Annotated in this window: 9 protein-coding genes; 6 read left to right on the top strand and 3 right to left on the bottom strand. The window is 21.2% G+C overall.

All coding sequences use genetic code 11. From position 1 onward, the window contains the following. Window positions 1-29: 29 nt before the first annotated feature. Window positions 30-950: a D-alanine--D-alanine ligase gene (locus GJT81_RS00755; protein WP_169785446.1), complete on the top strand. Its 921-nt coding sequence runs from the start codon at window positions 30-32 to the stop codon at window positions 948-950. Between the two features lie 96 nt (window positions 951-1,046). Here GJT81_RS00755 and GJT81_RS00760 read toward each other — a convergent pair whose 3' ends face one another. Then, window positions 1,047-1,526, bottom strand: a complete 480-nt coding sequence (locus GJT81_RS00760) for a DUF721 domain-containing protein (protein ID WP_169785447.1) — start codon at window positions 1,524-1,526, stop codon at window positions 1,047-1,049. A gap of 109 nt (window positions 1,527-1,635) precedes the next feature. On the opposite strand from GJT81_RS00760, the gene secA reads away from it, so the two are divergent. Further along, a complete protein-coding gene (secA, locus tag GJT81_RS00765; RefSeq protein WP_169785448.1) occupies window positions 1,636-4,377 on the top strand; it encodes a preprotein translocase subunit SecA in 2,742 nt (913 codons plus the stop codon). Window positions 4,378-4,443: 66 nt separating this feature from the next. Here the strand turns inward: secA and dnaJ are convergent, their stop codons facing one another. Together dnaJ and dnaK are read right to left on the bottom strand one after the other, a co-directional pair. Continuing rightward, the gene (gene dnaJ / locus GJT81_RS00770) at window positions 4,444-5,553 is read right to left on the bottom strand and encodes a molecular chaperone DnaJ (protein ID WP_169785449.1); all 1,110 of its coding nucleotides are present in this window, start codon (window positions 5,551-5,553) and stop codon (window positions 4,444-4,446) included. Between the two features lie 138 nt (window positions 5,554-5,691). Further along, window positions 5,692-7,614: a molecular chaperone DnaK gene (gene dnaK, locus GJT81_RS00775; protein ID WP_169785450.1), complete on the bottom strand. Its 1,923-nt coding sequence runs from the start codon at window positions 7,612-7,614 to the stop codon at window positions 5,692-5,694. Window positions 7,615-7,926: 312 nt separating this feature from the next. Between dnaK and GJT81_RS00780 the strand changes: the two genes are divergently transcribed. The 4 genes from GJT81_RS00780 (at window position 7,927) to GJT81_RS00795 (ending at window position 13,948) form a co-directional block, all read left to right on the top strand. Further along, complete coding sequence (locus GJT81_RS00780) at window positions 7,927-9,432, top strand: leucyl aminopeptidase (protein WP_169785451.1); 1,506 nt, start codon at window positions 7,927-7,929, stop codon at window positions 9,430-9,432. Window positions 9,433-9,473: 41 nt separating this feature from the next. Next, window positions 9,474-12,326: a valine--tRNA ligase gene (locus GJT81_RS00785; protein ID WP_169785452.1), complete on the top strand. Its 2,853-nt coding sequence runs from the start codon at window positions 9,474-9,476 to the stop codon at window positions 12,324-12,326. 57 nt (window positions 12,327-12,383) lie between these two features. After that, a complete protein-coding gene (argF, locus tag GJT81_RS00790; protein WP_169785453.1) occupies window positions 12,384-13,394 on the top strand; it encodes an ornithine carbamoyltransferase in 1,011 nt (336 codons plus the stop codon). Between the two features lie 152 nt (window positions 13,395-13,546). Next, entirely contained in the window at window positions 13,547-13,948 is a 402-nt protein-coding gene (locus tag GJT81_RS00795; protein ID WP_169785454.1) for a Rid family detoxifying hydrolase, read from the top strand. Window positions 13,949-13,952: the final 4 nt, after the last annotated feature.

Genomic DNA, 13,952 nt, shown 5'->3' on the forward strand with positions numbered 1-13,952 from the left:
ATTTTAGTATTTTTTATAAAAATTTACATATGTTTAATAAAATAGCTGTTTTATATGGTGGTAATTCACCAGAAAGAAAAATATCTTTAATTTCAGGTCATACAATATTAAACACATTACAAAAAATGGGTATTGAAGCTTATGGATTAGATACTAGAGATTTTCCATTATTTTTATTAAAAAAAAATAAATTTAAAAAAATTTTTATTGCTTTACATGGTGAAGGTGGAGAAGATGGTAGTTTACAAACTATATTAGAATATTTAAAAATTCCTTACACTGGTAGTAGATCATTAGCTTCTACTATAACAATGAATAAATTTATAACAAAAACTTTATGGAAAGAATATGGATTACCTGTTTATCCTCATTTTTTTTTAAAAAAAATAGATTTTATAAAAAAAAATTATTTAAAAATTAAAAAAACTATCTCAAAATTAAATTTTCCTGTATGTGTAAAACCTAATTCAACTGGATCAAGTTTAGGCATTTCAAAAGTAAATAATATTCATGATTTATTAGATGCTATAAAAAAAGCTTTAATATATAGTAATGATATATTAATTGAAAAATATATTGATGGAGTAGAATATACAGTTAGTATATTAGGTAATAAAACGTTACCATCAATTAAAATTAAATCACTTTATCCATTTTATAATTATAAAGCAAAATATATTGATAAAAACACTAAATATTTTTGTCCTAGTGGTTTGAATAAATATAAAGAAAAAGAATTATCTGAATTAGCTATGAAAGCATGGAATGTATTAGAATGTAGCGGATGGGGAAGGGTAGATATAATTTTAGATAAAAATAATAATTTTCAATTACTAGAAATAAATACTTGTCCTGGAATGACTCCTAATAGTTTATTTCCAATGGCTGCAAAAAAATCTGGTTTATCATTTTATGATGTTATTAATAAAATATTATTTTTAGCTAAATAATATTTTTATTATATTATATATATAAATTTTTCATATATAATTTATTAAAAAATAAATATTAATATAAATTACAAATAAAAAATTTTATACAAATTATTAATTTAAATTAGCTAAAGAAGCTAACTGTTCTATGATATAACGTAATTTGATGGGACTTTTTTTAGCTAAATTAAGTAATCTAATGGCACTATTTTTACTTAAAATATTTTGTTTAAATAAATATTTATTTGAAGAAATATTATTATTTATTAATAATGTTGGATTAATTTTAATATTTATATTTTTTAAAGAAGGTAAAATATTTTTTTTTAAAAGTGATATAATATTTGACTTTTCATATAAAAATCTCATCATAGAACTAGAATTATTTGTTTCTATAATTAAAATGTTATTTGTAAAATTTTTTGCATTATACCAATTATGTAATTTTATTGGAAAATAATTTTTAATTATTTGATTAATTTTGTTTAGAATATTTATATGTAATTTTAATTTTGTAAATATTTTTGAATAAGCAGGATAATTATATCTATTATAAAATATTTTTTTAATTGATAATAATTTATTATTACGCATATAAGTATTTATCCTTTTAATTTAATGAATTTAAATAATGATTTAATAGTTTAAAAAATAAATTTACACTTTTTAAATATCGTCATAAATTTTATTTAAGAGTATATATATGTTAAAAAATTTTTTGTCAAAAATTTTTGGTAATCATAATGACTATGTTTTACGCCGTATAAAAAAAATAGTCAATATTATAAATAGTTTAGAAAAAAGTTTTGAAAACTTAACTGATTTAGAATTAAAAAATAAAACTTTATTATTTAAAAAAAAAATAAAAGAAAATATCACATTAGAAAATATTTTACCAGAAGCTTTTGCAGTAGTTAGAGAAGCAAGTAAAAGATTATTTGGTATGAGACATTTTGATGTTCAATTAATAGGAGGAATAGTACTAAATAATAATTGTGTTGCTGAAATGCGTACAGGAGAAGGAAAAACTTTAACAGCAACATTACCAGCTTATCTTAATGCTTTAACTGGTAATAATGTTCATATTGTTACTGTTAATGATTATTTAGCTAAACGTGATGCAGAAAATAATAAAATATTATTTGAATTTTTAGGTTTAACTGTTGGTGTTAATTTATCTGGAATGTCATCTAGTGAAAAAAAAATATCTTATTTAGCTGATATTACTTATGGTACAAATAATGAGTTTGGATTTGATTTTTTAAGAGATAATATGGTTTTTAATTATTCAGATAAAGTACAAAGAAGTTTATACTATGCTATAGTAGATGAAGTTGATTCTATTCTCATAGATGAAGCAAGAACTCCATTAATCATATCTGGACCTACTGAAGATAATTCAGAACTATATATTCAAATAAATAAAATTATTCCAAAATTAATATGTCAAGAAAAAGAAGATTCTGATACTTTTAAAGGTAAAGGACATTACTTTATAGATGAAAAATCACGTCAAGCATATTTAACAGAAAAGGGATTAATTTATATAGAAAAAATTTTAGTAGAAAAAAAAATTATAAAAAAAGAAGAATCACTATATTCTAATTCCAATATTATTATTATGCATCATATTATTGCTGGTTTAAGATCTCATAAATTATTTAAAAAAAATATTGATTATATTGTAAAAAATAATCAAATTATTATAGTAGATGAACATACAGGACGTATTATGCAAGGAAGAAGATGGTCAGATGGATTACATCAAGCAATAGAAGCAAAAGAAAATGTAAAAATTAATAATGAAAATCAAACTTTAGCTTCTATTACATTTCAAAATTATTTTAGGTTATATCAAAAACTATCAGGAATGACAGGTACTGCAAATACAGAAGCATTTGAGTTTAAAGAAATTTATAAATTAGATACTATTGTTATTCCTACTAATAAACCAATGATAAGAAAAGATTTACCTGATTTAGTATATATTACTGAAAAAGAAAAAATTAAAGCTATTATAAATGATATAAAAAATAAATATTATAAAGGACAACCAGTATTAGTTGGTACTATTTCAATAGAAAAATCAGAATTAATTTCAAAAAAATTAACTGCAATAGGTATCAAACATAATATTTTAAATGCTAAATTACATTCTAAAGAAGCTGAGATAATATCTCAAGCAGGTAAAAAAAATGCTGTTACTATTGCTACTAATATGGCAGGAAGAGGTACAGATATTGTTTTAGGTGGTAACATTAAATTTAAATTAAATGATAAATTAAATAAAGATCAAATAAAAAATATAAATTTATCTTGGTTAAATGAACATAATAAAGTTTTATTATTAGGAGGACTACATGTTATTGGTACAGAACGTCATGAATCTAGAAGAATTGATAATCAATTAAGAGGTCGTTCTGGACGTCAAGGAGATTATGGTTCTTCAAGATTTTATTTATCTCTAGAAGATTCACTAATGCGTATTTTTGCTTCAAATAAAATATCAAAAATTATGTATAAATTTGGTATGAAAGAAAATGAATCTATTGAACATCCATGGATAACTAAATCTATAGCTAGAGCACAAGAAAAAGTGGAAAATTATAATTTTGATATACGTAAACAATTATTAGAATATGATAATATAGCTAATGATCAGCGTTTAGCTATATATAAACAAAGAAATAAATTATTACAAACCGTTAATATTAGTAAAATTATAAAACAATTTAGAATTGATGTATTTAAAAAAATTATAGATAAATATATAAAATCTGATTTATTTTTAGAAGATGAATGGAATTTAGTACAACTAGATAATTTTTTTAAAAAAACATTTCATATATATTTACCTATTGATAAGTTATTACAAACTTCTAAAAATAATAATACAAAAGTTATTAATAAACAAAATTTTTTAAAAAAAATAATTGAATTTTCCGAACAAGAATATAATAAAAAAGAAATAATATTAGGTAATGATATTATACGTAATTTTGAAAAAAATATAATGCTTAAGTTATTAGATAGTTTATGGAAAGAACATCTTTCTGCTATGGATTATTTAAGAGAAGGAATTCATTTAAGAGGATATGCACAAAAAGATCCTAAACAAGAATATAAAATTGAATCTTTTCATATGTTTAGTTCAATGTTAAATTTATTAAAAAAAGAAATTATTACTATAATAAGTCAAATATCAATTAATTTACCAGAGAAAGATATAACTAAATCTTCAATACAGTTAAAAAATTTTAGAATTAAAAATAATGAAAAAATTATAAATAGTTTAAATCTTTCTCGAGAAGATTATCGTTATTTTATAAATAAAAAAAAAAAATATATTAATATATATTCATTAAATAAAATAGGTAGAAACGATCTGTGTCCATGTTCTTCAAAAAAAAAATATAAATTTTGTCATGGAAAATTAAATAATTAACATTATTATCTATTATAATAGAGGGTATAAAAAATAAAATTATATTTTCTATACCCTCTATCATAATCAATTTTTTAAATTATCAAAAAAAAGTTTTATATTTTTTATAAATTTTTTATATTTAGGAGTATTTTTATAATTATTTAATTTAATAAAAGTTTTTCCTAAATTATATAATATCATTTTTTGTTTATCATTTAAATTTACTGGTGTTTCTACAATAATTTTACATAACAAATCTCCAGTAATATTATCTCTTATAGATTTGATTCCTTTATGACGTAATCTAAATATTTTACCTGTTTGAGTTTCTGGAGGAATTTTAACTTTTACAAATCCATTTAATGTTGGAATATCTAAATTTCCACCTAAAGCTGCTATAGAAAAATTAATAGGTAATTCACAAAATAAATTATTTTCTTCTCTTATAAAAAGAGGATGTTTTTTAATTCTTATTTCTATATATAAATCTCCAGAAGGAGCACCATTATTACCTAAATCTCCTTCTCCATTTAATCTAATACGATCTCCAGTATTAATCCCTGCGGGAATTTTTATAGATAAAATTTTATATTTTTCTACTTTTCCTTTTCCTTTACAAGTTATACATAAATTTTTTATTAAAGTACCTTTACCATTACAATTAGGACAAGTTTGTTGTACAGTAAAAAAACCTTGTCTCATTTGTATTTGTCCATGACCATTACAAGTATAACAATTTTGAAGAGATCCTTGAGCACCAGTACCATTGCAATTAGTACATTTTTTTAAAAATGGGATTTTGATTTCTTTTGTTATACCTTTCACTGCTTCTTCTAAGGAAATATTAATAGCATATTTTAAATCATTTCCTTTATTAGACTTATAATTTCTTGAATTTCCAAAAATGTCTCCAAAAACATCTCCAAAAATATCACCGAAATCAGTGGTACTATTATTAATATTATCTTGTTCAAAAGCAGAATGTCCATATTGATCATAAGCAGATCTTTTTTGTTTATCACTTAAAACTTCATAAGCTTGTTTAATTTCTTTAAACTTATTTTCAGCTTCTTTTTTACCTTGGTTACGATCTGGATGATATTTTATAGCTAAACGTTTATATGCTTGTTTAATTTCACGATCTTTTGCATTTTTAGTAACACCTAAAATTTCATAATAATCTTTTTCTGACATAATATATTACTACCTTTCCTAATCTTATAATTTTAATACCGATTATTATATTAACAAATTTTATTTTTAATATATAAACGGTATTAATATAATTTCTATAATTAATTAGTGAAAATAATTTAATTATTGAGAAGGCAATTATTTTTTATTATCTTTTACTTCTTCAAATTCAGCATCTACAACATTATTATTTCTATTTTTAGATTTACTATTATTTCTATCATTATTATTTGTTTTTTGTTGATTATTATTTTCCATTATATTTGAAATTTTACTAGATGCTTGAATTAATAATTGCATTTTTGTTTGGATGTCATTTTTATCTTCTTTTTTTAATGATATGTTAAGCTCATTTATTGCATTTGTAATAAGAGATTTATCTTCTTTAGTAATTTTATCTCCAACTTCTGCTATTTTTTTCTTTGTACTATGAATAAGTTGATCAGATTCATTACGTATTTTAATTAATTCTTCAAATCTAAGATCTGATTCAGCATTAAATTCTGCATCTTTTATCATTTTTTCTACTTCTTTATCATTTAAACCAGATGAAGCTTTTATTATAATTTTTTGTTCTTTACCACTTTTTTTATCTTTTGCAGATACATGCAATATTCCATCAGCATCTATATCAAAAGTAACCTCTATTTGTGGAATACCACGAGGAGCTGGACTAATACCATCTAAATTAAATTGTCCTAAAGATTTATTATCATTTGCTCTTTTACGTTCTCCTTGAACAACATGAATAGTAACAGCAGATTGATTATCTTCAGCAGTTGAAAAAATTTGACTATGTTTTGTAGGAATAGTAGTATTTTTATTAATTAAAGGAGTCATAATACCTCCTATTGTTTCTATTCCTAATGATAAAGGAGTAACATCTAATAATAATACATCTTTTACATCTCCAGCTAATACTCCTCCTTGAACAGCAGCACCAATAGCAACTGCTTCATCTGGATTGACATCTTTTCTAGGATCTTTACCAAAAAAATCAGCAACTTTTTTTTGAACCATAGGCATTCTCGTTTGTCCACCTACTAAAATTACATCATTAATATCAGAAATTGATAAATGAGCATCTTTTAAAGCCATTTTTAATGGATCTATTGATTTATTTATTAAATCTTCAACTAAAGATTCTAATTTTGCTCTTGTTACTTTAAAATTTAAATGTTTAGGACCTGAAGAATCTGCAGTAATATATGGTAAGTTAACATCTGTTTGTTGAGTAGATGATAATTCAATTTTTGCTTTTTCAGCAGTTTCTTTTAAACGTTGCATTGCTAATGGATCATTAGTTAAATCAATTCCTTGATCTTTTTTGAATTCTGTCACTAAATAATTAATTAAACGGCTATCAAAATCTTCTCCACCTAAATGAGTATCACCATTTGTTGCTAATACTTCAAAAGTTTTTTCTCCATCAACTTCATCTATTTCAATAATTGAAATGTCAAATGTACCTCCGCCTAAATCATATACAGCTATAGTATGGTTACCTTTACCTTTATCTAATCCATAAGCTAAGGCCGCAGCTGTTGGTTCATTGATGATACGTTTTACTTCTAATCCTGCTATACGACCTGCATCTTTCGTAGCTTGTCTTTGAGCATCATTGAAATAAGCAGGAACTGTAATTACAGCTTCACTAACTTTAGTTCCTAAAAAATCTTCTGCAGTTTTCTTCATTTTTTTTAATACTTCAGCAGATATTTGTGGTGGTGCTATTTTTTTTCCTTTAACATATAACCATGCATCACCATTGTTGGATTCAACAATCTTATAAGGCATAATTTTTATGTCACGTTGTACTTCTTCATCTTGGAAACGACGACCAATAAGTCTCTTAATAGCAAAAAGAGTGTTTTGTGGATTAGTAATAGCTTGACGTTTAGCTGGTTGACCTACTAAAATTTCACCATCTTTAGTATAAGCAATAACAGAAGGAGTAGTTCTATCACCTTCTGCATTTTCTAATACACGAGCTTTTGTTCCATCTATTATAGCTACACAAGAATTAGTTGTACCTAAATCAATACCAATTATTTTACCCATTAAAACAGTACTCCTCTATAAAATATTATTTAATTATATAAATAATTTAATAATTTTAATAAATTTAATATTATATAATTTGAAAAATCATAATCCTTGATGAAAAGAAAATGGGGACTCATCTCAAAGCATCAAGTCTAAATGTAAATTTTTTTTTAAATTTGATTTAATATAAATATTAAAATAAATTTATATATAAAATATATTTTTATATAATTTAAAATTATATAGAAACAAATATTTTCACTATTTTATATTATATGTAATAATATAATAATTTAATTTATTTTGTAATATATTTGGAGAATTATTATGAAATATTTAGTAGAAAAAACAAATTTTTCAAAAAAATATAAATCAGATTGTATGGTTATTGGAATATTTGAAAAATATCAATTGTCTTATATTGCCGATATTTTAAATACAATATCTAATAATTATATATTAAATATTTTAAAAAATAATGATTTTAAAGGAAAAATTAATCAAATAATAATGTTATATGAAGTACCTAATATTTTAATAAAAAAAATATTAATTATTGGTTGTGGTATTAAAGAAAAATTTAATAGAGAAAAAAATAAAATTATTATTAAAAAAGTAATACATCAATTAAAAACAATTAAAATAAAAGATATTTTTTGGTGTTTAACAGATTTAATAATTAAAAATATTGATTTATATTGGAATATAAGAGATACAATAAGTATTATTGAAGAAAATATTTATATTTTTAATAAATTTAAAAAAATAAAAAAATATACATTATCTCTTATTAAATTTAATATAAATAATAATAATATTCAAATTTATAAAAAAGCAATTACACATTCTATAGCAATAAATATTGGAATAACACAGACTAAAAATATTGCAAATTTACCTCCTAATATATGTAATCCTGAATATTTATCTTTAAAAACATATAAATTAGCTAATAAATATACAAAAAATATTTCAGTAGAAATTATTGATGAAGAAAAAATGAAACATTTAGGCATGAATGCTTACTTAGCTGTAGGTAATGGTTCAAAGAATAAATCAGTAATGTCTATTATTAAATATGATAATTTATTTGATCATAGTAAACCTATAGTTTTAATTGGAAAGGGTTTAACTTTTGATTCTGGAGGAATATCATTAAAACCAAGTTTTCATATGGATGAAATGAAATATGATATGTGTGGTGCAGCATGTATATATGGAGTAATGAATATTATATCTGAATTAAAATTACCTCTTAAAGTTATCGGTATTATTGCAGGATGTGAAAATATGCCTGATAGTAATGCTTTTCGTCCTAGTGATATTATTCAAACAATGTCAGGAAAAACAGTAGAAATAATAAATACTGATGCAGAAGGAAGATTAGTTTTATGTGATGTGTTAACATACATAAATAGATTTAATCCTTCGATAGTTATTGATATTGCAACATTAACAGGAGCTTGTGTAATAGCATTAGGAAACAATATTAGTGGTTTTATGTCTAATGATTTAGAATTATCAAAAAATATAATAAAAGCATCATTGGATGTAGATGATCGTGTTTGGGAATTACCTATGGACGATAAAAGTTATTATAATCAATTAAAATCAGACATTGCTGATATAAGAAATACTAGTAATTCTAATTCTGGTGGAGCTATTACAGCAGCATGTTTTTTATCAAAATTTACTAAAAAATATAAATGGGCTCATATAGATATTGCAGGTACAGCATGGAATTATAATGAAAATAATAAAGCTTTTGCTTCTGGCAGACCTGTTAATATGTTATGTCAATTTTTATTAAATTATTCTAATCATAATAATTAATTATTATAAATAATTTTATATAAATAGGATATTACTTTATAATGGATACAATATATAATCCTAAAGAATTTGAAAAAAAAATATATTTTTTTTGGGAAAATAATGGATATTTCAAATGTACAACAGATAAATTTAAAAAAAATTTTTCTATTATGGTGCCACCACCTAATATAACTGGTTCTTTACATATGGGACATGCATTACAATATATTATTATTGATATCATAACACGTTATCAACGTATGCTAGGAAAAAATATTTTGTGTCAAATAGGTACTGATCATGCAGGAATTGCTACTCAAAGTATGATAGAAAAAAATTTTTTTGTAAAAAATAATAAAGCTCAATATAAATATGATAAAAAAATTTTTTTAAATGAAGTTTGGAAATGGAAAAAAAAATGTTGTGATGTAATATTTAATCAAATGCGCAGATTAGGTTTGTCTGCAGATTGGAATCGTAAAAGATTTACTATGGATGATAAATTTTCTAAAACTGTAAAAAATATTTTTATATCTCTTTATAAAGAAGGATTAATATATAAAAAAAAAAGATTAACACATTGGGATTTAAAACTTCGTACTGCAATATCTGATTTAGAAGTAGAACATAAAAAACTTAACACTTACGTTTGGTATATTCGTTATTCATTAGAAAAAAATATAACTACATTAACTGGTAAAAATTATTTAGTTATATCTACTACAAGACCAGAAACATTGTTAGCTGATACTGCTATAGCTATTAATCCACTAGATAAACGTTATTCTAATTTAATAGGAAAATTTGTAATAGTACCATTAATTAATAGAAAAATACCTATTATTATAGATAATCATGCAGATATAAATAAAGGTACTGGATGTGTAAAAATAAGTCCAGCACATAATTTTGATGATTATCAAGTAGCAATTAGACATAATTTACCTTTAATAAATATATTTAATAATCATGGTAATATTTTAAATAAATACCAAATTTATGATATTTATGGCAAAAAAATAAAAATTTATTCTGAAAATATACCTGATATATTCCAAAATTTGCATTATACAAAAGTAAGAAAAATTATTATTAATATGATTAAAAATGATGGATTACTTGAACTATATGAACAAAAACTAATATTAGTACCATATAGTTCTCGTAGTAATACTATAATTCAACCTATGTTAACCAGTCAATGGTATTTAAATATTAAAAAACTAGCTAAAACAGCAATAAATGCAGTTAAGAAAAAACAAATTAAATTTTTTCCTCAAATTTATGAAAATATGTTTTATTCTTGGATGGAAAATATTCAAGATTGGTGTATATCTCGTCAATTATGGTGGGGTCATCAAATACCAATATGGTATGATATTAATAAAAAAATTTATGTTGGAAAAAATGAAAAAGAAATACGTAATACATATAATTTAAAAAAAGATGTTTTTATTAAACAAGATAAAAATGTATTAGATACATGGTTTTCATCTAGTTTATGGACTTTTGTTACTTTAGATTGGCCAAATTATACAAAAGAATTTTCTATGTTCCATCCAACAAATGTTATTGTTAGTGGTTTTGATATTATATTTTTTTGGATATCTAGAATGATTATGATGACAATGCATTTTGTTAAAAATAAAGATAATACATCACAAATTCCATTTAAAAATATTTTAATGACTGGTTTAATTAGAGATGAAAAAGGAGAAAAAATGTCAAAATCCAAAGGTAATGTTATTGATCCAATTGACATTATTGATGGTATCTCATTTACTGATTTATTAAAAAAAAGACTTATTAACATAACAGAAGAAAAATATATCCAATTGATTAAGAATCATACAAAAAAACATTTTTTAAATGGTAGTAAAAGTTATGGAACCGATGCTTTAAGATTTACATTAGCTGCTTTATCTTCTACAGGAAGAGATATATATTGGGATATGTCTCGTTTAGATGGTTATCGTAATTTTTGTAATAAACTTTGGAATGCAAGTATTTTAATTTTAAAAAATATAAAATATAAATATATTAATAATAAAGAAAAATTATCCATTACTGATAAATGGATTATTAGTGAATATAATATAGTAATAAAATTATATACAAATGCATTAAATAAATATCGTTTTGATCAAGCTACTAATATCTTATATAATTTTATATGGAATAAATTTTGTGATTGGTATTTAGAATATGCAAAAATAATTTTTAAAAATAAAATTCAAATTCAATATATGAGTATACATTATACCTTATACAATATTTTTGAATCATTATTAAAACTTGCTCATCCTATTATTCCTTTTTTAACTGAAGTTATATGGCAAAAAATTAAAAAAAATAAAAAAAAATATAGTGATAGTATCATGATACAATCTTTTCCAAAATTTAATAAAACAGAAATAGACAATAAAGCTGCAAGCTTTTTTAAAATTTTAATGAAAATAATTACTGTTGTTCGTAAAATAAAAATTGATATATATATAAAAACAAATAAAAAAATTAATCTTTATTTAAAAAATAAAAATCAAGAAATATTTTTATATTTAAAAAATAATGTATATTTATTACAAAACTTTTTAAATATTAATCAAATTTTTTTTATTTTACAAAAAGAATTATTTCCTAAAATGTCATTTATAGAAAAAATAGATGATATTGAATTATCAATTCCTATAGATAATGCTTTAATTGATAAAGATTATGTATTAGTTAAAATTAATAAAAGATTAAAACATAACAAACAATCAATAGATTATTTAAATAATTTAATTAGTAATAAAAATTTTTTAAAAAATGCACCTAAAAATGTTATTGAAAATAATATTCAAAAATTAAAAAAATATAAAAAAATAGAAATAGAGTTAATTAAAAAAAGAGAATTAATTAAAATAATATAATATTAAATATATTGATTATTTTATAATAGATATAAATTTTATTTATAGGTAATTATTATGAATCAATTTTATAATCGTCATTTTTTAAAATTATCAGATTTTTCTAAAAAAGATATTTATGAATTACTTAATATTTCATTAAAACTTAAAAACGATAAAAAGAAAAATAAAGAAATTAAAAAATTATATAATAAAAATATAATTTTAATTTTTGAAAAAGAATCAACTAGAACAAGATGTTCTTTTGAAATAGCATGTTATGATCAAGATGCTAAAATAACATATTTAGATAAACATAATAGTCATATAGGATATAAAGAATCAATTAAAGATACTGCACGTATATTAAGTCAAATATATGATGGAATAGTTTTTCGTGGTAAAAATCAAAAAGATATAGAAATTTTATCAAAATATTCAAATATTCCTGTTTGGAATGGTTTAACAAAAGAATTTCATCCTATTCAAATATTAGCAGATTTATTAACAATACAAGAATGTTTAATTAATAAATCTTTAGATAAAATCTCATTATCATATATAGGAGATATAAATAATAATATTGCTAATAGTCTTATAGAAGCATCGTTAATTATTGGATTTCAATTAAATTTAATATCACCAAAAAAATTATGGCCTAATAATACATTATTTAATAATTTATTATTAAATAAAAACAAAATTTTTATAACAGATAATATCAATGATGGTGTTAAAAATACAGATTTTATTTATACTGATGTTTGGTTGTCTATGGGAGAATCTTCTCAATTGTGGGAATCAAGAATTCATGATTTATATATTTATCAAGTTAATAAAAAGTTACTATTACAAACTAAAAATAAAAATGTAAAAGTTATGCATTGTTTACCATCATTACATATATATAATCATTATAAAAAATATTTTAATAATAAAATTATATTTAAATATAATTTATTTGATGGATTAGAAATTACAGATGAAGTTTTTGAATCTCAAAATAGTATTATTTTTAAACAATCAGAAAATAAACTTCATGTTATTAAAGCAATAATATTATTAACTTTATTAAAAAATAAATATTAAATTATCTTATAATATATATAAAATTTGAAAAAATTAATATTATTAAAATATAATTTATTTTTCAAATCATTAAAATAATACTATAATATTAATATTGATTATAATAAATATTAATTTAATATTATAAAAATTTATTTAGGAATTTATTTTTTATGAAAGAAATAATTCATACTCAAAATGCTCCTATACCTATAGGTCCATATGTACAAGGGATTGTATTTAAAAATATAATTTTTATTTCAGGTCAGATATCTATTAATCCTTTAAATAATAAAATTGAAAATAATAATATAGAAAAACAAACTGTTCAAGTATTAAAAAATATTAAATATATTATTAATAAAGTAAATTGTTCTATTAAAAATATAGTAAAAACTACAATATTTTTAATAAATTTAGATGATTTGAATATTATAAATAATATTTATAAAGATTTTTTTATTAAAAATAATGCACATTATCCTGCTAGAACTTGTGTAGAAGTATCTCGTTTACCTAAAAATGCAAAAGTTGAAATAGAAGCTATAGCAATAAAAAATAATTATTCTTCATAAGGAA

Source organism: Enterobacteriaceae endosymbiont of Plateumaris consimilis, from assembly GCF_012563145.1.
In the GTDB taxonomy this organism is placed as follows: domain Bacteria; phylum Pseudomonadota; class Gammaproteobacteria; order Enterobacterales; family Enterobacteriaceae.

Bases quoted from the DNA above. Each gene is read 5' to 3' on its own strand.
- secA (WP_169785448.1), top strand. From the start codon at position 1,636: ATGTTAAAAAATTTTTTGTCAAAAATTTTTGGTAATCATAATGACTAT.
- GJT81_RS00755 (WP_169785446.1), top strand. From the start codon at position 30: ATGTTTAATAAAATAGCTGTTTTATATGGTGGTAATTCACCAGAAAGA.
- argF (WP_169785453.1), top strand. From the start codon at position 12,384: ATGAATCAATTTTATAATCGTCATTTTTTAAAATTATCAGATTTTTCT.
- GJT81_RS00760 (WP_169785447.1), bottom strand. From the start codon at position 1,526: ATGCGTAATAATAAATTATTATCAATTAAAAAAATATTTTATAATAGA.
- dnaJ (WP_169785449.1), bottom strand. From the start codon at position 5,553: ATGTCAGAAAAAGATTATTATGAAATTTTAGGTGTTACTAAAAATGCA.
- GJT81_RS00785 (WP_169785452.1), top strand. From the start codon at position 9,474: ATGGATACAATATATAATCCTAAAGAATTTGAAAAAAAAATATATTTT.
- dnaK (WP_169785450.1), bottom strand. From the start codon at position 7,614: ATGGGTAAAATAATTGGTATTGATTTAGGTACAACTAATTCTTGTGTA.
- GJT81_RS00780 (WP_169785451.1), top strand. From the start codon at position 7,927: ATGAAATATTTAGTAGAAAAAACAAATTTTTCAAAAAAATATAAATCA.
- GJT81_RS00795 (WP_169785454.1), top strand. From the start codon at position 13,547: ATGAAAGAAATAATTCATACTCAAAATGCTCCTATACCTATAGGTCCA.